The 22,770-nt window shown below is 36.6% G+C and carries 22 protein-coding genes; 21 read left to right on the top strand and 1 reads right to left on the bottom strand.

Going from position 1 to position 22,770, the window contains the following annotated elements:
* Positions 1–126: 126 nt before the first annotated feature.
* Entirely contained in the window at positions 127–2,256 is a 2,130-nt protein-coding gene (locus tag BQ6100_RS04225; RefSeq protein ID WP_235816480.1) for a carbohydrate-binding domain-containing protein, read from the bottom strand.
* Between the two features lie 177 nt (positions 2,257–2,433).
* Between BQ6100_RS04225 and BQ6100_RS04230 the strand changes: the two genes are divergently transcribed.
* The 21 genes from BQ6100_RS04230 (at position 2,434) to BQ6100_RS04330 (ending at position 22,768) form a co-directional block, all read left to right on the top strand.
* Positions 2,434–3,120, top strand: coding sequence for a response regulator transcription factor (locus tag BQ6100_RS04230; protein WP_075980504.1), 687 nt, complete (start codon positions 2,434–2,436; stop codon positions 3,118–3,120).
* Between the two features lie 34 nt (positions 3,121–3,154).
* On the top strand, positions 3,155–4,405 hold the full coding sequence (locus BQ6100_RS04235) for a sensor histidine kinase (RefSeq protein WP_235816566.1): 1,251 nt from the start codon (positions 3,155–3,157) through the stop codon (positions 4,403–4,405).
* Positions 4,406–4,515: 110 nt separating this feature from the next.
* Positions 4,516–5,214 (top strand): polyphosphate polymerase domain-containing protein, encoded by a 699-nt coding sequence (locus tag BQ6100_RS04240; RefSeq protein WP_075980506.1) that lies wholly within the window; start codon positions 4,516–4,518, stop codon positions 5,212–5,214.
* A gap of 35 nt (positions 5,215–5,249) precedes the next feature.
* Positions 5,250–5,933 (top strand): DUF4956 domain-containing protein, encoded by a 684-nt coding sequence (locus BQ6100_RS04245; RefSeq protein ID WP_075980507.1) that lies wholly within the window; start codon positions 5,250–5,252, stop codon positions 5,931–5,933.
* A gap of 202 nt (positions 5,934–6,135) precedes the next feature.
* Entirely contained in the window at positions 6,136–6,657 is a 522-nt protein-coding gene (locus tag BQ6100_RS04250; protein WP_075980508.1) for a hypothetical protein, read from the top strand.
* 271 nt (positions 6,658–6,928) lie between these two features.
* Positions 6,929–7,783: a sugar phosphate isomerase/epimerase family protein gene (locus tag BQ6100_RS04255; protein ID WP_075980509.1), complete on the top strand. Its 855-nt coding sequence runs from the start codon at positions 6,929–6,931 to the stop codon at positions 7,781–7,783.
* Positions 7,780–8,595, top strand: a complete 816-nt coding sequence (gene frlD / locus BQ6100_RS04260; RefSeq protein WP_075980510.1) for a fructoselysine 6-kinase — start codon at positions 7,780–7,782, stop codon at positions 8,593–8,595. Before BQ6100_RS04255 ends, frlD (BQ6100_RS04260) begins: the two co-directional genes overlap by 4 nt.
* Before the next feature lie 26 nt (positions 8,596–8,621).
* Positions 8,622–9,650, top strand: coding sequence for an SIS domain-containing protein (locus tag BQ6100_RS04265; protein ID WP_075980511.1), 1,029 nt, complete (start codon positions 8,622–8,624; stop codon positions 9,648–9,650).
* 20 nt (positions 9,651–9,670) lie between these two features.
* The gene (frlC, locus tag BQ6100_RS04270) at positions 9,671–10,489 is read left to right on the top strand and encodes a fructoselysine 3-epimerase (RefSeq protein WP_075980512.1); all 819 of its coding nucleotides are present in this window, start codon (positions 9,671–9,673) and stop codon (positions 10,487–10,489) included.
* 10 nt (positions 10,490–10,499) lie between these two features.
* A complete protein-coding gene (locus BQ6100_RS04275) occupies positions 10,500–11,354 on the top strand; it encodes an amidohydrolase family protein (RefSeq protein ID WP_075980513.1) in 855 nt (284 codons plus the stop codon).
* A complete protein-coding gene (locus BQ6100_RS04280; protein WP_075980514.1) occupies positions 11,347–11,796 on the top strand; it encodes a secondary thiamine-phosphate synthase enzyme YjbQ in 450 nt (149 codons plus the stop codon). The genes BQ6100_RS04275 and BQ6100_RS04280 overlap by 8 nt, the downstream gene beginning before the upstream one ends.
* A 57-nt stretch (positions 11,797–11,853) precedes the next feature.
* Positions 11,854–13,209 (top strand): amino acid permease, encoded by a 1,356-nt coding sequence (locus BQ6100_RS04285; protein WP_075980515.1) that lies wholly within the window; start codon positions 11,854–11,856, stop codon positions 13,207–13,209.
* A 129-nt stretch (positions 13,210–13,338) separates the two neighbouring features.
* Positions 13,339–14,076, top strand: coding sequence for a GntR family transcriptional regulator (locus tag BQ6100_RS04290; RefSeq protein WP_159433127.1), 738 nt, complete (start codon positions 13,339–13,341; stop codon positions 14,074–14,076).
* Complete coding sequence (frlD, locus tag BQ6100_RS04295; RefSeq protein WP_218921354.1) at positions 14,076–14,861, top strand: fructoselysine 6-kinase; 786 nt, start codon at positions 14,076–14,078, stop codon at positions 14,859–14,861. The genes BQ6100_RS04290 and frlD (BQ6100_RS04295) overlap by 1 nt, the downstream gene beginning before the upstream one ends.
* Positions 14,862–14,929: 68 nt before the next feature.
* The gene (locus BQ6100_RS04300; protein WP_075980517.1) at positions 14,930–15,652 is read left to right on the top strand and encodes a GntR family transcriptional regulator; all 723 of its coding nucleotides are present in this window, start codon (positions 14,930–14,932) and stop codon (positions 15,650–15,652) included.
* A gap of 177 nt (positions 15,653–15,829) precedes the next feature.
* Positions 15,830–16,594, top strand: a complete 765-nt coding sequence (locus BQ6100_RS04305) for an alpha/beta hydrolase (RefSeq protein ID WP_075980518.1) — start codon at positions 15,830–15,832, stop codon at positions 16,592–16,594.
* A gap of 24 nt (positions 16,595–16,618) precedes the next feature.
* Positions 16,619–18,190 (top strand): amidohydrolase, encoded by a 1,572-nt coding sequence (locus tag BQ6100_RS04310; RefSeq protein WP_075983431.1) that lies wholly within the window; start codon positions 16,619–16,621, stop codon positions 18,188–18,190.
* Positions 18,191–18,259: 69 nt separating this feature from the next.
* On the top strand, positions 18,260–20,050 hold the full coding sequence (locus tag BQ6100_RS04315) for a DUF6044 family protein (protein ID WP_235816481.1): 1,791 nt from the start codon (positions 18,260–18,262) through the stop codon (positions 20,048–20,050).
* 76 nt (positions 20,051–20,126) lie between these two features.
* On the top strand, positions 20,127–21,164 hold the full coding sequence (locus tag BQ6100_RS04320) for a glycosyltransferase (RefSeq protein WP_075983433.1): 1,038 nt from the start codon (positions 20,127–20,129) through the stop codon (positions 21,162–21,164).
* Entirely contained in the window at positions 21,133–21,567 is a 435-nt protein-coding gene (locus BQ6100_RS04325) for a GtrA family protein (RefSeq protein ID WP_075983434.1), read from the top strand. The genes BQ6100_RS04320 and BQ6100_RS04325 overlap by 32 nt, the downstream gene beginning before the upstream one ends.
* A gap of 250 nt (positions 21,568–21,817) precedes the next feature.
* On the top strand, positions 21,818–22,768 hold the full coding sequence (locus BQ6100_RS04330) for an AAA family ATPase (protein ID WP_075980519.1): 951 nt from the start codon (positions 21,818–21,820) through the stop codon (positions 22,766–22,768).
* Positions 22,769–22,770: the final 2 nt, after the last annotated feature.

Raw genomic sequence — 22,770 nt, forward strand, 5'->3', positions numbered from 1 at the left:
ACCACAATAATTATCACGGACTAAAACTTTATAGTTAATAATTAATTGGTAGTGAAGAAATAGAAAAAACAAAAAATCACTTGTAATAAAAATTGCAGTGATTTTTTGTTTTCTTTTTAGGTGAGGCTACTGTTGATTTTGTTGTTTAATGTCTTTTCTTAAGGGAATGTCCACCCCTAGTGCTTCTAACTGTTTTTGGGCTTCCTCTTGAGTAATAGTACCATTTCTCTGCTGATCCATGATATTTTTGACCTTTTCTCTTGTTGCGTCATCTAGATTGGAGAACATATCTCCTCGATCTCCGCCAGGTGCGCCTTGCCCCCTCATACCTCCCATACCTCCTGGACCAGAAGTTTTAGCTTCAGTAACTCCCGTTTCGTCAAGCCAAGTGACGGACTCGGAAACCTTAAACGAGACAACTTTTGATCCGCCTTTATAGTTTCCGTTTGAATAAAGACCATCTTTGTCATCACCAGTCGTTGAACCTCCTGAATATAGGGTATAGGAAGTATCCTTTCTTAATTTTGGTGAACTAATAATAACTGATTGATAATCTTTTTCTGGTGCAAACGTTAGGATAGAATTTCCCTTACTATCCTCGAGATGAATGATAGTTCCTGCTGATTGTGTCTTAGGGTAATTCATAATAATTGAGTTTTGTTTAGATTCTTCAGAAGTAGCCATCGCCATACCTGAACTTCCGGCAGCAACAAGCAACCCACCACTTATTTCAAAACTTTGTCCATAATCTAATGGGGCATTCCCATTATCAGTAGGTCCGTTAACAATGACAGTTCCGTCTGTCATTGAAATAGAACCATTTGAATCGAGTCCATCACCTACAGAATTTATATAAACATATCCTCCGTTAAATGAAAGTAGCCCATTTTCAGATGACTCTGCCTGTTCCATATCCATACCAGACTGGTCGTTGCCACCGCCAATATTGATACCATCGTCACTTGCATTGACATGAATTTTTCCATCGGCAATCGTAATGGACTGGCTTTCAACCCCCTCATAGCTCTTATTTATATTAATATTTCCACCCTTTGTGAGGATGGCGGTGTCCGCATGGATGCCGTCATCACCAGAGGCTATTTTCAAGTCCCCACCAGTAATTGTAATGGAGTTATTGCTATGAACTGCGTCATCCAATGAATTAAGTGTAAAACTTCCACCACCAATTCCGACTTCTACTGCTGCTTTCAGCCCTTTGGTGCTTTCGGTTTCTGTAGACGTGGCAGTAGTGCTATTTGTATCAGTGCTCCCACTATTTGAATCCTTGCCAAAGTCTCCAGGTGCCATTTTGCTATTTGTATTGACAGTTATAGTTTCAGGGCTTCCTCCTCCAGAAGTAATGTTGAAATCTCCATCGGCAATTAGCAATGATGACTCTGCCTGAATTCCGTCGTTAGTTGAGGCTATGTCAAAGAATCCTCCTTCAATCGCAATCGTTGCCTTTGAAGAATCTTTGTCATTCGTGGACTTCATGCCGTCCCCACCCGCAGATATACTGATATTACCTTCTTTAATAGCTAAGAGATCTCTTCCTATTAGCCCATCGTCCACAGAATCAATTTGAATGGTTCCTCCTGTTATTTTCAATTCATCTTTACTGGCAATTCCATTGTTATAAATCCCATGAACAGTCAATTTTCCGCTTCCATTAATCGTTAGGCTGTCTTTGCTGAACAACGCTGCGTCAGGCTCATCTTCATCTGATTTTTCGTATGCATAGTTTTTGCCATCGCTTAACACGTTTTGTGTTCCTTTTTCTAAAGAGACAATTGTTTTTTCGGAATTTTTCACATAGATTGGTGAATTATTAGAAGAATTGATTTCAACCCCATTCAAGACGAGTCTGACTATACCTTTATCTTCTGCATCTACAATAATCTGACCATCGTTCAGTTTTCCGCTAATCTCATAAACACCTGAAGTGCGAATGGTAACGATATTGTTGTCGATGATAACTCCACCATCGCCTGTAAAGCTAGCATTGCTTCCATTTAGTTTAATAAATGTTGAATGATTCCAATCGCTGTAGAAGTCATCATCCGAATACTTAACTTTTTCATTTATAACACTGGCAATATCCTTGTTGCCGATTGTACTCAAGCTCTCTGCTTTGACTACTGCTGTACTACTATTAGTTGTAGTTCCGCTTTCTGAATTATTGCTGCAGGCAAATAATAACGATGTACACATAAGTGACGCTGTGACCTTGATAAATTTAGAATTAAGTCTTTTCATCATTTAGCTCCTTTGCTTTCTTATCTATGTTTTTTTAAGATATTGTTTGGATATGAATCAAATTATTAAGTACAAACCTTAAACAAACCTTAAAAAGGGTTGCATTTCTTTTAATAGGTTCTATAATCAAACCTATCCGACAAAAAGGATAGAAAAAGTAGAGAGGATCGGACGGATATGAAATTATTAATCATTGAAGATGACAAGCACCTTTCTGATTCTATATGTGAAACGGCCAAGGAATTATTTGCAACGGAGCAGGCGTTCGATGGAGAGGAAGGGCTGTTTCTTGCAGAACAAAATATTTTCGATTGTATTATTTTAGATATCATGCTGCCAAAAATGAATGGCTATGAGGTATTACAGAATATAAGAAAGAAAAACATCACTACCCCAGTAATTATGCTGACGGCAAAAGATGGGATTGATGATAAGATTCAAGGCTTCAAAGTTGGCGCTGATGATTATCTTGTTAAGCCTTTTCATCGGGAAGAATTGATACTGCGGTTAGAGGCAATGGTCAGGAGAACAGGTGGTCAATTAACAAAGAATGTCATTACTTTTAAGGAACTAAAATTAAATATTAAAAACAAAAGCGCAGAGATTAATGGGGAGGTCCTTAAGTTAAACGGGAAACAATTCGACCTGCTGGAGTATTTGATTAATAATCAAAATGCGATTTTAACAAAGGAGCAAATTTTTGATCGAATTTGGGGATTTGAGTCAGACACCTCTACTACGGTCATAGAGGTCTATGCAAGCAATTTACGGAAAAATCTTAAAAAGTATGGCTACGACCATTATATTAAAACCTTCCGTGGTTTAGGATATATGCTGACTGACAAAGGTGAAGGAGATGTTTAATAGAATTATCTTTAGAAAACAGCAGTTGAAATTTATGCTATATTACTTGATTGCCTTTACAGTAATTTTTACTATTTTTAGTATTATCATTTTCACTCAGGTTCAAAGAACATTATATTCAAAAGCAGATGAGGAACTTTCAGATTTAAAAGAAAGAATCCTTAACGATGGTGACTTTAAAGCCCCGCCGGACAATGGAGCTGCAAACCAAGGTCTGCCTCCAAAGGAAAGGCAAAGAAACATGCTAAATCCAAGAATTATCGTTGTCCACTGGGATGGCTCTGGAAATATCGTAAATGAAGATGAAATCGGATCCTCATTATACGAAAATTATTTTCAAGATTATCAACTCGAAAAAACAAAAATGGATGAAATTTCAATGACGACGCTTAATGATTTATTCCATTTCAGATACATCCTTTTTGAAGATAATAATGACCAGGATGATATTGCTTATACACAACTAATGATTAATGTAGAGCCAGAACAAACCATCATTTCTAACTTCGAAAGACTTGTAATAATCTGTTCAGTTATCTTCATCGTTCTTTCGATTTCTGCCAGTTACTTTTTATCAAGAAGTATGATGAGGCCGATTATTCAATCCTGGAACAAGCAGGCGGAGTTTGTGGAAAATGCTTCGCATGAACTAAGAACTCCATTAACTGTCATTCAAAATAAATTGGAACTGCTGCTACGAGCGCCGCAGGAAAGAATCGCTGATCAATTTGAAAGTATAGCTTTAAGCTTATCCGAAACCCGTCGTTTGTCGAAGCTTACTTCTGACTTACTAACCCTGGCCAGAGCGGATTCAGCGGAAACTGAACTTGTGAAGCAGCCAGTTCATGTTGATACTTTTGTTCAGGGTGTATGTGCACCTTATAAGGAAATTGCCGAGTCACAGGAAAAGTATTTTTGGTTAAGTTTAGAGTGTCCAATTCTTATCAAAGCTGACGAAACCCGACTTCATCAGCTGTTAGTAATTTTACTTGATAACGCCTTAAAATATACTGGCGAAGACGAAAGTATAGGGGTAAAAACATATACAGAGGATCAAAAGGTTGTTATAGAAGTTAGCGATTCAGGAATTGGAATAAAAGAAGAAAATTTCAAATATATATTTGATCGGTTTTATCGAGAAGACAGAGCCAGGTCAAGAGAAACCGGTGGTGTAGGACTAGGGTTATCTATTGCCCAATGGATAGTAACAAAGCATAACGGAACGATAAAAGCCTTTAATAATAAAAATAAGGGGACGACCTTTAAAATCAAATTACCAAAGTAGAGATTACGATTACGTGATCTCTTTTTTTATTGGAAATAATTTTAAGGTTTGTTTAAGGTTTGTCATTAATAATGTGAAACAGTGAACGACTCAAAAAAGGAGTGTTTGACATGGAAGCAATGTGCCTAAACGGTATTAAGGGTCGGACGGAGTTAAAACATGAAATCACGAAGATGGATTGCTATCTTCTAAGAAACAAATTAAAGCATTTCATGAGAGTTGATCCACATGCTAAAAAAGATGGCAAGTATTTAATCCGAAGCGTTTATTTCGATAACTTTGATAATAAAGTTCTAACTGAAAAAAAAGAGGGATTTTTTCAACGCGATAAGTTCCGAGTAAGATTGTATGACTACAATAAGGAATACCTTAATCTAGAAAAGAAGAGTAAGAGAAATAACCTTACGTACAAACAGAAATGCCGCATCACAGCGGAAGAGTATGAAAAGTTGAGAGGCGGACACATTTCTTGGATGGAGAAAGATCACAGAATGCTTATCAGGGATTTATATGTCCAAATGAACTTGTTTCAAATAAAACCAGTGACGGTTGTTGACTATGAAAGAGAAGTGTTTATTTACGAGCATGGAAACGTTCGCGTTACTTTTGATGGTTCCATTAAAACTAGCTTTAGAAACAACGACCTATTGAATCCGGACTTAGCTATGGTGGAAACGAACCCGGATGTTGTGGTTCTTGAAGTGAAATATGACGAGTTTATCCCAGATGTGATTAAATATATGCTTCAGCTTGGTGACAGAAGCAAAGGCACGTATTCAAAGTATCAGATTAGTAGGATGTTTGGTTAAACATAACATAATATAATATTTTTGGAGGAATACCCATGGAAACAGTAAATTTTGAGGATATCTTTAAATCTAGCATTTTAGAAAAGACAAGCAATTTCTCAATTGTCGATTCACTTATAGGATTACTTGTAGCATTTATAGTGGGATTATTTATTTACTTTGTCTATAAGAAGACATTTTCAGGTGTTATGTACTCTCATACCTTTAATATTTCTTTGATCATTATGTCCATGGCTACAGCACTAATTATTATCGGAATTTCATCCAATGTTCTTTTATCGCTAGGAATGGTCGGTGCGTTATCAATTGTTCGTTTTCGAACACCTATTAAAGACCCAATGGATATTGTTTATATCTTTTGGGCGATAGTTTCTGGTATTTTATGTGGTGCTGGTTTTATTCCACTTGTCATCATTGGCTCACTATTAATTGGACTAGTCTTGATTATTTTTATCAATAAAATTACTGTAGAGAATCCTTATTTATTAGTTATTCGCTATCAAGAAACTTCCATTGAAAATTCTTTGGAACATATAATAAATGAACATGCAAAAAAACATTCGATAAAATCAAAATCTGTCATGCCTGGAGATGATTTTGAAGTAACCTACGAAATCCGTGTCAAGGAGAAGGATATGAGCTTTATGAATCATATTTCAAGCATGGACGGAGTTAAATCAGCAATAATGCTAAGTTATGATGGCAATTTTACAGCATAAAAAAGAGATAACTAGTAAGCAAGATCAAAGAAATATACATAGTTTGATCTTGCCTACTTTTTTCAATTACTAAAGTACGCAGTGGTTTAAAATTTACTTTTCACCTGAAGAATACGTGGTATAATAAAATTGCAACTTGTTTATGTGTCGTGAAACACCAAAGCTTGGGTATTAAAAATACAAATCATAAAAAGGTGATCCGATGAACGAGTATTTTTTTATTATGGCCATTGTTGTATTTTCACTAGCTAATATTTTCCGTAAGATGAGGAACCGGAAACAGATTGGATTATTAAATGAACAAAATTTTGAGCAATTGAAAAAAAGAGGTAAGGAGGTACGAATGGCCAGCCAAGAGAAATATATGAATGTGTTCTTTTGTATTTTTCTTGGAATTGCAGCAGCATGCTTATGGATTCCTGATCCAACTAATTTTCACTTTGTGATTGGCTTGTGTATATTCATAATCTCAAATTGTATGATAGAGCTGCTAAACATTCCCCAGAAATATCGCCTTTATTACAATGATGAAGCGTTTGTATATCAAGGAGCATATTATAAATTTAACAAGATTAAAGCTGTTGGTTATTCGAAATTCTTTTTTCAACCAGCTAAGATGCATTTCGAGAATGGTCAGAGTATTGTCATTTTCAAAGGGGGATTAGACACAATCCATCAAGTTCTTGCAAAAAGAACTCCATCCAATAAAAAGGCTGTTCAATAAGCATAGTCATTTTCATTTTTAATTTTAAAAGCTACTTATCGGTTTCGGAAGGATCCTTGGTAGCTTTTTTTATTTTTTTATCTAATGTGGTATAAAAAAATATAAAATTATCTAGTTTTTTATATTGACGGTTACTATGCAAACCCTTACAATCTAGTTAGGCGGTATAGAAAAGTTTTAATTTATTTATTCCGGAATAAAAAAACAGTAAAACATCTGTTCTGGTTTTAAAATCATTTTATTTCTCTATTTCTAGAAGGGAGGGGCTAACATGATAAATAATGAACAGATTGCAGCAATGAGTGTCCAATTTGTCCAGTATTCGTTGGATTATACCATTGATGCATTTGCGAAATGTGGGATAAAAAATTTGGAGTTCTGGGGCGCTGAACCACATTACTACCGATTAAATTATCTAACCAGATATGACGCTAATAAAAGGCTTCGTCAAATTCGAAACCAATTGCATCAATCTGGAATTAAGGTTGTGATGTACACTCCTGAAACTCTTGCCTATCCTTACAGCTTTTCAAGTCCAGAGGAGAAAGTTAGGAATCGTACAGCAGAGTTTTTTGATATGTGCTGCAATGATGCTTTGGAATTAGGTTGTAATCGAATTTTTATTAATACTGGTTGTGGACTACGTGATGTGAATTTAGAGGCTAGCTGGAATTACACTGTTGAAAGTATTCAAAGAATTTGTGAAATATCGAAGCGATATGGTGTGGAACTAGTGTTAGAGCAATTACAGCCTTATGAAAGTAACCTAGTAACATCTTTAAAGGATATTAAGAAAATGCTTAGTGATGTTCAGAGTGAAAATCTCAAGGTTTGCTTAGACGTGGTTGCCATGGAAGTGGCTGGTGATACAATACAAGACTTTTTTAATCAATTAGGGGAAACAATTGTACATATTCATCTGGCTGATCAAAACCATGAAATCCTTGGTGATGGAAATTATCCGATAATCCAATATTTGGATTACTTATCTGGTGTTGCCTATGATCAATATATTTCTTTAGAGATAAATGACTCAATTTACTGGGAAGATCCCTATTCTTCATTAAAACAATCGATGGATTACTTAAAAAGCCGTTACTTCGATAGGAGGGTGGCAACAAAATGAAGCGAGTTGCAGTGATTGGCGACAATTGCGTTGATTACTACTCAAATTTAGAACGCTATTATCTCACTGGGAATGTAGTGGATACTGGAATTAATCTTGTTCACCTTGGAGTCCCTACATCCATTCTTACTACAGTTGCAGATGATGAATATGGAATTGACATGCTTCAATGCTTCAAAGAACAAGGGCTAGATACCTCTCATGTACGAGTTGCCCATGGAAATACAGCGATCACTTATATGCAGCTGATTGACAGGGAAAGAATTCACGGGGATTACTTAGAAGGAGTTCTCGAACATATGGTTTTTACCCCAGAGGATGTAAATTTTGCTGCTTCACATGATTTAGTTCACTCAGCGTTTTGGGGAAAGGCAGATGGAGTGTTATCAACTATTAAATCTGAAAATCCAAAAATATTGATTAGTTTTGATTTTGCCGATCGTCTTGAGAGCCCTTTGGTTGAAAAACTAAACAACATTGTTGATATAGGCTTCTTTTCCTATCGAGAGAAAGATGATAAAATTATCGACTTTTTAAAAGAAAGAGTTAAGAAGGGAATGAAGATCGCGGTAGCCACTTTCGGTGACAAGGGCTCAATTGCATTAAGTGGGAACAATCTTTATGAAGCAGGAATCATAAAAGCAGAAGTAGTTAACACGGTGGGTGCTGGCGATAGTTTTATTGCAGGGTTTCTAGCAGAGTTGTTAAAGAGTGGAGAGATTGAAAAATCGTTACAAAGAGGAGCCATGGTGGCAGCACATATTATATCCATCTTCGAGCCTTGGGAAGATAAAAGAAAATCTAGAGAATAAACGATGGATAAAAGAGGAGGATCATTATGTTAGATATTGACAAAAGTACCGTAGAATTTCTCATTACAGATCACATGGCAAACGAAGTAAAACTTCTATTGAATGAAAAGGTCAATGAGGTCGACATAATTGTACAGGAGATGAAATCCCGCAAAATCAACCGGGTATACTTCGTAGCATGTGGTTCACCGTTATGCGCATGCCAAACTGCTCAAATTCTATTTGATCGGTATTCAAAAATCATTGCTAAGTCTTATAGTGGATTTGATTTTTTAGATCAAACTCCATATGTCATTGATGAAAATACCCTTGTTATTGGTGTAAGTGACTCAGGTACCACGGAGGAAGTTTATCGAAGCATTGACCTTGCAAGAGCTAAAGGAGCCATGACTGTTGGATTCTCTAGGGATGGTAGAGGTGTACCTCTAGGGGACAGTGCAGAATATGCAATTGGCTATCAAGGACATGCAATCTGGCAAATGCATCTCTATTTAACCTACCTTATTGCATGCAAATATATCCAATTAGTAGAGGGTGATAATAAGGAGTTAACTGAGATTTTAAAACAGCTTCAGGAGCTACCTGATGTATTAAAAGCATTAGTTCAAAATCAAGAAGAAAAGGCTAAACAATTAGGGATTGAAGCAAGTAAATATCCGTTCCTTTATACAGTCTCTGGTGGCAACCTTTTACCACTTGCATATAAGGAAGGAATTATTACGATGCTTGAATTTACTAGAACACATGGATGTCATTTAAATGCAGCAGAGTTCCGTCATGGACCTTTAGAAGTAGTTGAAGCTGGTGTTCCATATGTATTTTTATTAGGGAATGATGAATCAAGACATACGGTGGAACGCGCATTAGAATTTGTGAAAGGTTACACAGATGATGTCGTTGTATTTGATGTAAAAGACTTAGGAGTGGAAGTTCATCCAATGATCGCTCCTTTAGTACTATTCGTCCCGTTGGAATATTTTTACTATTATTTATCCATTGCAAAAGATCACAATCCTGACGACAGACGGTATTACGGGGGAAAGGTGAAATATTAAAGAAAAAAGGAGGTAAGGTCATGCAATTTGGAATGTTCACATCTGGTTATCAGAGAAATCCAATTGAGCATGTTTTTGAAGATGCCAAACGCTTTGGCTATGATTACGTGGAGCTATGGGGCGGGCGGCCACATGCTTACCCTTACGACTTGAAGCACAACGGGGTTGATGAAATTAAAGCATTAATTGACAAGTATGAGATGCCAGTAAAAATCTATACTCCTGAAATGAATGCTTATCCGTTTAATATTATGAGTGGTACCGAAGAAATGAGGATCGACTCGATTAAGTATACGAAGGCTGCCATGGATGTGGCGAAGGACATGGGTGCAGAATATACATTAATTTCTGCAGGACATGCCGGATATCTAGCCAGTCAAAGAGAAATTGATGAAAGACTTAATAAGAGCTTAAGTGAGTTAGTGGATCATGCAGAAAAGAATAATCACAAAATTATTTATGAGCCCTTAACAACCTTTGAATCCAATGTTACGACAAATGCGAATCAATTAATAGATGTATTGGATCGGTTTGATTCTCCTTATTTAGTTGGAATGGTTGATATTGTAGTCCCTTATATTCAAGCAGAAAGTATATTGGCATATTTTGATAAGCTCCAGGACAAAATGGTCCATATGCACATCATAGATAGTGATGGTCATAGTGAAACTCATGTACTACCAGGAGAGGGTGTTTTGCCGTTAAACGAATTAATGCAAGAACTAAAAGAAATGGGCTATGAAAAAACCATAACAATAGAGCTAGTAACTGCTTATCTCAATGAACCAAGGTTTTATGCAAAAAGAGCAGTCCGTAATCTAAAGAGAATGTTAGATTAGGAGGAAACCAATGTTTATTGATATACATGTCCATCCCAATTTTTATGAAGGTATCGATCAAGGTCAGGATATGTTTACCCTAAGACAAAAGGGACTAAATATCCATAAGAATTCCATCGCAACCATCCAACATGTAAAGAATCAGATGAAATGTGCTGGTCTTGATAAGCTCTGTTTACTTGCACAGGATGAATCTTCTCTATACGGGCAGCCACTAGTGACCAATGGAGAGGTAGCTGCCTTGGTCAATCAAGCACCGGATATGTTTTATGGATTTGCCAGTGTTGATCCTTTAATAGAAGGCTGGGAGGAGGAACTCTATTTTGCATTTAAAGATTTACATTTGATGGGATTGAGCTTAAATCTCTCAAAATTAAAGCTTTATCCAACAGATGATCGCCTGGAAAAACTATATAATATTTGCCTGAAATGGAATAAACCGATTCTTTTCCATAGTGGATGTAGCTATGAACAGGATACAGTTTCCAAATATTCTCACCCCTTAGAGTTTGAGGAGATTGCAGCAAGCTTCCCTAAGCTTCGTATTGGTCTTGAACATTTTGGGTGGCCCTGGGTTAAGGATACTGCGATGTTGATGTTGAAGTATAAAAATGTATATGTCGATACAGCAGCATTGTTTTTTGATAATGCATTAGAGTTTTATCAGCACATATTTACAAAAGAGTACGAACTTACATGGGTGGAAAGAAGTCTGAGACATCAAATTATGTTTGGAAGCGATAATCCTCGTTTCGAGCAAATCAGAATGGCGAATGCTTTAGAGAAACTTGGGTTATCTGAGAATACTATAAAACTTATTAAAGGAGAAAATGCCATGACATTCATGGGGATTAATAATGCCTAAACAAGTATTCTATCAAACTCTTTGGACAGATCAGTATTTACAAATGGTCAATATTACGAAGCAAATTGAGGAGGTGGTGCAGTCTAGTGAAGTGCAAAATGGCCTGGTTACAATCCTATCCATGCATACTACAGCAGGAATAACAGTTAATGAAGGATTGGAATGCTTGGAACAGGATATTCATGAATTTTTATGTAAGCTTGTTCCTGAAAACGCTCCCTATCATCATGCAAGACTTTTAGCTGACTATGGATCTACAGCTGGGAATCCAACAGGGCACTTAAAAGCTATGATAGTAGGTAATCATTGTCATTTTCTGATTCAAAATGGGACATTGGAAAAGGGATCTGCCCAGGATGTCTATTTCTATGAATTTGATGGACCATCCAAAAGAACTTATTGCATTATCATAGAAGAATTTGAGAATCTCGATTCAGATTAGTCCCATTTGGTTTAATTGCAGTTAGTAATAAAAACTCTTTTTAAGAAGGTGAAAAAAATGTCAAAAACAGTTGAAGACCTAAAAGTTGAGTCCGTTGGGCATAAAGAGCTTGGGCGTAAATTAGGATTATGGGCAGCTGTTGCAATATCGTTAGGAACGACTATTGGTTCTGGTATTTTCTCATCCATACAAGAGGTTGCTGCAGCAAGTGGAACCGCATTAATTACCATATTGGCATTTTTAATTGGTGGGATTATCAATATCCCTGCAAACCTGGTGTATGCTGAGCTCGCGACAGCCTATCCAGAGGATGGCGGTCAATATGTTTATTTCCGAGAAGCTGGATTTAAAGGACTTGCATTTTGGTGTGGTTGGATTAGCTTTTGGGCTACCGACCCACCTTCCATCTCAATTATGGCATTAGCCATTGCAAACTATTTGGGCTTTTTCATGAATTGGAGTGATCTTGCATTAAAGCTTGTTGCAGTCGCCCTTGTTCTTATTTTCATGGGTATACACTTACGGAGTGTTGAAGGTGGAGGTAAATTTCAAACCTTCATCACCTTCTTCAAAATATTACCTTTTGTATTGTTAATTGGCTATGGTCTTTTCCACTTAAATGGAAGTCTTTATAGTGCTCCAGCATTAGAAGGATCCAATATTGGAATCTTAGCATTGCTTGCTGGTATTTCTGCTACCACATGGTCATTTGACGGAATGGGTGCCGTATGTTATATGACAGGAGAAATTAAAGAACCGAAGAGAACAATGCCACGAGCCCTAATTATAACAGTAATAACGGTTACACTCATATATGTTTTACTAAGCTTTGTTGTTACAGGCTTGCTCCCTATTGATAAGTTGGCTGGAAGTGATTCTCCTATTGCTGATGCAGCTGCTATGCTTCCAGGAATCGGGAATGCTGCAGGTACCGTGACAGCCATAATGGCTATCATTGTTATTATTGGTTCGCTTTCTAGTTGTATCATGTTCCAACCACGCATTGAATATGCGATGGCTAAGGATGGATTATGGTTTAAATCCTTTGCAAAAGTACATCCAAAATTTGAAACACCTTATGTATCTATTCTTATCCAATGCGCTTATGCGATTATCTTAATATTCGCTACAGATTTAGCAAACCTATTAGGCTACTTTACTTTAGTAGCTTTGATGAAGAACTTCTTAACCTTTAGCATGATTTTCTTCTTAAGGAAAAAATCTGGCTACAATCCACTTTGGAGAATGCCTGGTGGCTACTTTATGGCAGGTGTTGCGATGGTCGTAACCTTTACATTGATTGCATCTACATTCTTATGGGCACCAATTGCTGGTTTAATAGCTGCTGTCCTTTCAATCGTAACTGGGGTTCCTGCATACTTCTTCTTTAAACATAAATATAAAATAGTATAAAGGGCAGAGTGAATAAAGGGGAGATTCAACTTAGTTGGTCTTCCCTTTGAAACTTAGGTTTTGAATGATAAAATAGTTTTGATAATTATTTTACCTATAATGGTGAGTCGTTTAAAGGAGAGAGTCACTTTGCCTAAAAAGAACCCAATCAGACCAAAAGATGAGATAGTCGAAATGGTGGAAGCGTTTATAGATGAAAAACAATTAAAGGAAAATGAAAAACTTCCTTCAGAAAGATTCTTTTGCGAAAAATGGGGGATCAATCGGACAACTCTTCGAAGTGCTTTAGCAAGACTGATAAAAGAAGGGACTGTTTATTCTGTCCCTGGAATTGGATATTTTGTTGCAGAAAAAAAACTAATTCGAAACCTTCAGGATTTACGTCCGTTAATGGAGATTGTAAAGGAGCAAGGGAAGGAATTAAAGACTGTTGTTTTAAGTAGTCACCTTGTGGAAGCTGATGAGAGCATTGCAAGGATGCTGGAGATAGAAATAGGTGCAAAGGTGATGGAATTAATTCGTCTCCGTTATCTCAATGGAGTCCCTTCTCTACTTGAGTACAGTTATATTAATCAATCATTAACGGTTGGTCTAGAAGATTATGATTTTAATACAAATTCACTCTATGATGTTTTAGAAGAAGTCTATCATGTAAAACCTTTTGGTGGTTCACAGAGGGTGTCCATTAGTTATTCAACAGAAAATGAAGCGTTGCTTTTACAAATTCCTGAAGGAACTCCTGTATTTTTTTTAAAGGGTATTACCTATAAGGAAGGAACTAAGGTCCCTTTTGAGTACTTCAAATCGATTATTCGCTCTGATAATGTAAAGTTTTTCTCAACCTTGAGAAGAAAGGGAGAATTATGATGAAATTAGTTGCAGTTGGGGATAATTGTATCGACTTTTATGAAAAAACTGATCAAGCATATCCTGGAGGAAATGCGGTTAATGTAGCTGTATATTTTCGCAGAAATGGTGGCGAAAGTGCTTATATAGGAGCAGTAGGAAATGATTCTTTTGGAAAGATACTATTGAATGGATTACAGGAAAAAGGTGTTGAAGTTTCACATGTTCATGTGGATAACGGCTCGACTGCAGTAACCCAAGTGGAATTAATTAATGGTGACCGAGTTTTTGGAGATTATAATGAAGGTGTAATGGAAAATTTCAAACTTAAAGAGGAAGATTACGATTTTATCAAGAATTACGATATAGTAGTAAGTGGCTTTTGGGGTCATGTCCATCATGATTTCAAGAACTTTCATCAAACGGGGATAAAAACTGCATTTGATTTTGCTACAAAATTAGATGATCCACTTGTTGAAGAAATCATTCCATATATAGATTATGCGTTCTTTTCCTATGATGATGAAAATATTGAATGGATTAAGAACTATATGAAAAAGCTCCATTCCTTTGAAACTCAAATGATTATTGTGACTCGCGGAGATAAGGGCAGTATCGTCTTTGATGGTCAAAATTATTATGAGTTTGGAATTATCCCTTGCAAAGTAGTCGATACCATCGGCGCAGGGGATAGTTATATTGCAGGGTTTCTAATGGGTTCTATAAGGAACTTACCTATCATAGAGAGAATGAAATTGGGAGCAAAGACAAGTGCTGAAACCATTGGATATAACGGAGCTTGGTGAGGGGGAAAATTTAAGACAATTAGATTCATGTGTTTCTTGAAAGTGAGGGAGCTTTTTGAGCGTTTATTATGTATCAATTTAAACAACAATATCCAATTTATGTGCAATTACGTGATATTTTAAGAGATCAAATTGAAAATGGAATTTACCTGCCTGGAACAGCGATTCCTTCTGAAAACGAGCTTAGTGAAACATATGGTGTAAACCGTCTCACTGTGCGAACAGCCATTGAAGGGCTTACGAAGGAGGGGATTGTTAGACCAATCCAAGGGAAAGGCGTATATGTCATGGGAGGGCGTATTAATAGAGATCTTGATACTCTATCAGGATTTTCTCGAACCCTTCGTGAGAAAGATAGTGAACCAAAGATTAATGTACTTTATCAAAAAATTCGAAAGGCAGGACGTAAATACAGCAAAATTTTTGAGATTGAAGAGGAAGCTGAGATTCATTACATCAAAAGGGTTTGTTTTGCAGACGGGAGTCCTATGTCGATTGAGGAAATTTTTGTACCTGCTTCGATTATGTCCAATTTAAATGAGCTCAATGTATCTGATTTTTCCATGTATGATCTCTATGATTTCTATAAAATTAATGTAACCAATGCATATCAAACTCTAGATATTGTCACATTGGATCAGAATGAATCCCGATTGCTCAATATTAATACCTCACAAGCAGTCTATTTGTTTTCAAGCATCACCTATGCCGACGAGAAGACTCCTATTGAATATGCCAAAACATATGTCCGTGCAGATCTCTGTGAATTTACGGTTAAATTTAGTAATTAAAGTATATTTAATGATTCGGTACATATATTTTGCCGAATCTTTTTAATATCAGATTTGAAGAGAGTAATTTGAAAAACTAACATAAGAGGTTTAATAGGAAAAATAAATGGAGATGACTCGCGGAGATTATCATATGAGTTTAAAAATTAAGCAGGTGAAAAAGTGGGACATTTGATAATGAATTATCCATCCAAAGCCCTTCATCAAACAACTCAGGTTCAGGTTATCCTCCCTGAGGAATCCAATGATGTTACACCTTTGTATAAAGAGGATGACGTAATATTAATATACTTACTGCATGGACTGACAGGGAATGCCAGTGAGTGGATTAGATTTTCCAAGATTGAGTATTACGCCAAAAAATATAATGCAATTGTTGTTATGCCAGAGGTGCATCGCAGCTTTTATTTGAATCAACCTGGGGCTCATTATGAGAAGTATGTTTCTTCAGAGCTTCCAGAAATTCTGGAACGTTGGTTTAAGCTTCCTGCAACCGAGAAAACCTATCTTACTGGTGAAAGTATGGGAGGATACGGGACCCTTCGAATAGGTCTGACTCATTCTGAAAGCTATCATAAAATAGCTGCCGTTTCTCCAGTTATATCTTTAAGGAGTCTAATAGCAAATGACCCGGAATTATTTGATAAGAATGAGTGGTCAAGGTTTGATTTAGAAGGCATTCTAGAGCCATTGGATTTGTTAAAGGAAAGGACGGTTCAGCAGAACAATAATGGGAAGCTTCTCCTTTTATGTGGAACAGAGGATAGTTTCTATGAAGATACAATAGAGTTTGAGAAACAATGCAATCAACAAGGTCTTAATGTCGCAAGTTGCTACGAAACGGGCGAGCATTCTTGGTTATATTGGGATCACGCCATACATCGTGTGATTCGTTTTTTTCGTGGTTTAAATTATAACGGAAATATTTTAACAGACATATAACTTTCAAGAAAGAGGCTTACAATGATGAGTAATGTACAATATATTTTTAAGTCAAGCTCAATTTTTACCGGGAAAGATTTAAACTATATTGATGGCTATATTGTTGTCCAGGATAACCGTATTATTAAGGTGTGTACAGGAAGTGAGATTGGATTTAAGAGTGATGATACAGTCATCTTGGATTTTAAAGATCAGGTCATTATGCCTGGACTAATTGATACCCACTGCTTTTTTACAGGCTATGCAATGCAAAATGTTGGACCAAATCTTAGTGAGGTTGAGAATTTTGATAGATTAATAGAGGTTCTGAAAGACTATTACTCTACTAATATAAATCATGGTAATAATGTATCCGCTTACCCAATTTTAGGCCATGGTGCTTTACAATCTTTATTAAGTGAAATTGAAGTAGACATGAACCATGATATGTTGGAAGGGCAATTCCCTGGGTATCCTATTGTTCTATTTACCATGGACAACGAGAGCTGTTGGATGAATGAAGTAGCAAAAGAGTGTTACGGGTTTGATGTGGACCATACAAATGCGGAGTCGGTTTGGAAGTTGATGAAACCAATATTGGGTAATGATGAATTTATTATCCCTATGCTTAAGAAATACACTCAATTGATGAGTTCCCGTGGAGTAACCTCAGTTAAGGAGATGGGCTTTGACGACTTTTATGGGTTTGCCCCGAAGCTTCATGATTTATCAAGGGATAACAATCTAGGACTGAGAATTAATTTTATGTCACAGCCTGTGGGCTACGAAATGAATATTGAATATGGAAAACAAATGAAATCGCTAAGTAACCATCCTTTTTTCACCTTTTCTGGATATAACCAGATGACAGATGGCTCGATAAGTGAAGATAATGGAGATTTGAAGGAGCCCTATGAGAAGGGGTATGGTTGTAAACAAAGTATTGATTATGCCCAAATTGAGAAGGACGTATTAAAAGCGGATCAAGCGGGTTTCAGATTTTCCCTTCATACACAGGGTGATGGTGCGGTAGCAAAAGCCATCGATATTTTTTCGAAATGTCAACAGGACTCATTAGGAAAACTGATCCATAGACATGTTCTAACTGATTTAGAGCTGACGGATATTGAAGATCTAAAGCGATGTGCCGACCTTGGAATCCAGGCTGAAGTCTATCCTCAAATTATGTCATTATACGACAGTGGAGAGGGAAAAATCTCTCTTATTAAGGAAAAAGTAGGGGAGCGTAGGAAATACTACTGGAATCGAAGAGGCATGTTAGATACTGGTATGGTGATCTCCTGTGCAACAGATTTACCATTGCTTATCGATGATTTAGGGGAATCAATTTATCATTCATGCTACGGAAAATTTAATGATGATACTGAATTTAATCCTGAAAACGTTATGACTATTGAGGAATTAATGAGAGCATGGACTCTCGGAGGAGCTTTGAATTTATCGAAGGAAAAGCAGTTAGGGACATTAGAAGAAGGAAAATTAGCAGATTTAATTGTTTTGAATTGCGATACAAGAAAAATAAATGCTTCTTCTGCCAAAGATGTTAGAGTTGTTTATACAATGGTTGACGGAAAAGTAGTTCATCAAGAAAAATAGTAAATTAAAGAAACCTCAATTTCTTTTAGGGAAGAGACCAGTTCTACAGCTGTTCTCTTCTTTTTTTAGATGATGGTATTTTTCATTTTAGCAACCGCACCCAATCATGGAATAATTTCCTGCTCATTAACAAACTTTATTAATAAGTTCATTCATTTTGAGGTGTACATATTGCTTTTACAAGAAAAGGATGGCTTTGAAAGAAAACTGTTTGTAGGGGCATTCATCATTATATGCTTGTATTTATCTCCACTATTTATCCTTGGGGAAAATGCCCATATACGGGTTCATGATAATTTGGATTCCAATCTTGCCTGGTATAAGGTTTTAGAAGAAAGTGGTGAAGCCTTTGGTTCGATCAATGCGACGATTCCGCAAATCATCAATGGAAGGCTTCAAAGGAATGCTTTAGGTACAGAATATAGTGGAATTGTGTGGCTGCATTTACTCTTTCCAACTATGATTGCTTATGCAATTAGTCAGGCAATCACAAGATTTCTTGCTTTTTGGGGGATGTATTTATTATTAAAGGATCATTTTTTAAAAAGTAGCGGAATGGCTTTTATTAGGGTGGGGGTTGCTTTAGCCTTTTCTCTAACTCCTTTTTGGCCGTCCGGTATGCTAAGTACTCTTGGAATGCCCCTTGCTCTTTGGGCATTTTTAAATATTCGGTCAGGGAAAGCGGGTTTGAAGGAGTACCTAGTTCTAACCCTCATTCCGTTTTATTCAAGCATTGTATTAGGATTTTTCTTTTTTTTAAGTGCGATGGGTATATTTTGGCTATTTGATGTGTTGAGGGGAAGGGGATGGAACTTTCGTTTTCTTCTATCTATTGTGTATATGACGTTTATTTTTTGTCTTGTGGAATATCGTCTTGTTTCATCTTTTTTCTTAGTCGCTGAACCAAATAGTCGTGACGAATATTTTCATGCGAGATTATCGCTAGCTCATACGCTTAAGCTGATTTTGAAAAATTATGTGCTTGGCCACACTCATGTGATGACTGTTCATGGTTTGGCCATTATGCCAATGACCTTTGCGGCATTCTATTTTATTCTTGCCAAGAAACTTTGGAAGCAGGAAAAGGCCTTCATCGCCTTTTTTGTATTAAATATCCTTCTTTCTACTTGGTATGCATTTTGGTTCTATAAAGGGTGGTTACCATTAACGAAAAGATTCCACTTTTTAGATACCTTTAACTTTGCTCGCTATCATTTTTTAAGACCTATGGTCATCTATGTTGAATTTGGTCTAGCATTAAAAATATTAGCGAGTTTGGGGGATGGATGGAAGAAGACATCCGCTGCCTTTTTAGTTTTGCAGACTATGGTGTTACTCGCCTTTAATCCTGAGGTGATTTATCACAAACAGCCTTCATTTAAGGAGTTTTTTGCAGAAAAACAATTCATGGAGATTAAGGAGTATATCGGTCTACCAGTAGAGGATTATCGGGTGGCAAGTATCGGAATTCACCCTGCTATTGCACAGTATAACGGCTTTTATACATTAGATACGTATAATAACTTTTATCCACTATCCTATAAACATGAATTTCGAAAAATCATTGAAAAGGAGTTGGATAAAAGTAAAAAGACACGCATTTATTTTGATGAATGGGGTGGGAGATGCTATATTTTCACCGCCGAATTAGGAAAGCGTTATATGTTCAAAAAGTCATCTAAAAAAAGAATTCATCAGTTACAACTAAACAGTGAAGCCTATAAAAGAATGGGGGGACGGTATATTTTTTCTGCTGTGCCGATTGAAAATGCAAAGGATAACGGGCTTTTATTAGACAAGGTATTTCAATCAAAGGAATCTGCTTGGAGGATATTTTTATACAAGGTGAAGCTACCTTAATTAGGGAGAAAAAGTTATATAGACTTTTTAGCAGACAGCCATAAGAGACCCATGCTTCGAGGAGGATATCAAGATGATGATGACACCAGTGCTTACGATAGTGGTCCCTTGTTTTAATGAAGAAGAGGTTTTGCCTGAAACGTTTAGTCAGTTAACTTATTTAATCAAACGTTTGATTAATATTAAGTTAATCTCTGAAAACAGCCGAATTTTGTTTGTGGATGATGGGAGTAGGGATGATACATGGTCCATGATATATAAGGAATCCCTTCATAATGAATATGTGAAGGGGTTGAAATTAGCGAGAAATGTCGGCCATCAAAATGCATTATTAGCTGGCTTGTTTACCGCTAGAGATTATTCTGATTGTGTTGTTTCCATTGATGCAGATCTTCAGGATGATATTCATGTCATTCAGGAGTTTGTTGAAAAGTATAATGAGGGGTACGAAATTGTATATGGTGTGCGAAATAAAAGGGATACAGATACCTTCTTTAAACGCCACACAGCACAAGGCTTTTATAAGCTAATGAGGAAAATGGGAGTTAATTTAATTTACAATCATGCAGATTATCGACTCATGAGTAAGCGTGCCTTGTATGAGCTTGAACGTTTTGGGGAAGTGAATTTGTTCTTGAGGGGGATCGTACCACTCATAGGCTTCCAGTCCACTTCAGTTTACTATGATCGAAAGGAAAGAGCGGCAGGGGTATCTAAATATCCTTTGAAAAAGATGCTAGCATTTGCGTTTGATGGAATTACATCATTTTCAGTTACCCCGATTCGTTTTGTATTAATCTTAGGTTTTCTTTCCTTTTTTATCAGTCTATTATTTGGTGCTTATTTCATTAGATTGAAAATATTGGGTAACACTGTTTCCGGGTGGACCTCAATTATCGCCTCTATATGGTTGATCGGGGGATTGCAGCTGATTGCTATTGGGCTTATTGGTGAGTATGTAGGGAAGGTATACAAGGAAACTAAGCAGCGTCCAAGGTATATAGTGGATATTGATTCCTTTCATATTCCTGTTCCACAGCATTTAAATCATCATCAGGAAATGGAAAGAGATACAGATGAATATGAGCTTCAAAACCTACCTAAAACGAACTAATTCATTTATTCGCTTCCTGTGCGTTGGAGTAGTGAATACAATTATTGGGCTATCCATTATGCTCCTTTCCATTCATTTTCTGCATCTACCCTATTGGATATCAACCTTTATTGGAAATTCGATTGGGGCTTGTGTCAGTTTTTTATTAAATCGGAGTTTTACCTTTGAAAGCAGAGTTACTTACGGAAAAGGATCTATAAAATTTATTGTAGTGATCTTATTATGTTATTTTTGTTCATATTCTTTAAGTGACCTGTTCTCTCATTCTCTCGGTAAATATTTTTTCTTAAGCAATGAACTACAAAAGGACGTTGCAATCCTATTAGGAACAGGAATCTATACGATCAGCAATTACTTTGGTCAAAAATATATTGTTTTTAAGAAAAAAATTTTGCAGTTTTAATTCTGGGCTGTCTCATAGGGTGCCGAACACACCTTATGGGGCAGCTTAATTTTTTTCCATAAAAAACTCTTTATGGAAAATTGAAACCTTTATAGGCTGTTAATCGTCATTAATTAAGGCGAAATCAATTACTATTTTACAATATTACAGGGATTTCATATAAAGTAAGCGAATATATATATTGAGTTTTTAAAATCTTTCAATTTATTAGATGTTTTAAAAGAATGTGGTGCAGATAAGGGGGAGCACAATGATAAGAGATAATATGAATCCAACGATAGAAAAAATAATCAATAACATAGAGAAGGTCATGATTGGGAAGAGGGATGTAACTGAGCTTAGTATAGTTGCTTTGCTTGCTGGAGGACATGTATTACTAGAGGATGTTCCTGGTGTAGGGAAAACAATGATGGTTCGAGCTCTTGCAAAATCTGTCAATGCACAGTTCCGAAGGATTCAGTTTACACCAGATTTACTTCCTTCAGATGTTACGGGGGTATCCATTTATAATCCAAAGGAGATGGAATTTCAATTTAGACCTGGTCCGATTATGGGTAACATTATACTAGCAGATGAAATTAATCGAACCTCTCCAAAAACCCAATCTGCTTTATTAGAAGGAATGGAGGAGGGGAGTGTTACGATTGATGGCGTTACCTATAGACTTGAGAAACCCTTCTTTGTCATGGCAACACAAAACCCAATTGAATATGAGGGCACTTATCCACTACCCGAAGCTCAGCTAGACCGATTCATGCTTAAGCTAAAGATGGGCTATCCGGAAATTGATGAAGAAATGGAAGTATTGCATCGGGCGCAAGGGATTGCACCCATTGAGGAACTACAGCCAGTGATTCATTTAGATGAATTAATCGCTTTACAGCATCTAATAAAAGAAGTACATGTTGATGATACCATCAAAAGATATATTGTCGATATAGCTAACCAAACGAGGGGACATGGGAATATTTATTTGGGTGCTAGTCCACGTGGGTCCATCGCTTTAATGAAGGCTGCTCAAGCGTATGCCTATATGTATGGAAGAGACTACTGTATTCCGGATGATATTCAAAGATTGGCCCCTGCTGTCTTTTCACATCGCATGATATTAAAATCTGAAGCTAAGTTTGAGGGAATAACCGCAGAAGATATCATTCAGCGCATAATCTCTCGAGTACCAGTCCCTATTCAAAGGTACTAAAA

The organism is Bacillus massilinigeriensis (genome assembly GCF_900117315.1).
Taxonomy (GTDB): domain Bacteria; phylum Bacillota; class Bacilli; order Bacillales; family Cytobacillaceae; genus Bacillus_BE; species Bacillus_BE massilionigeriensis.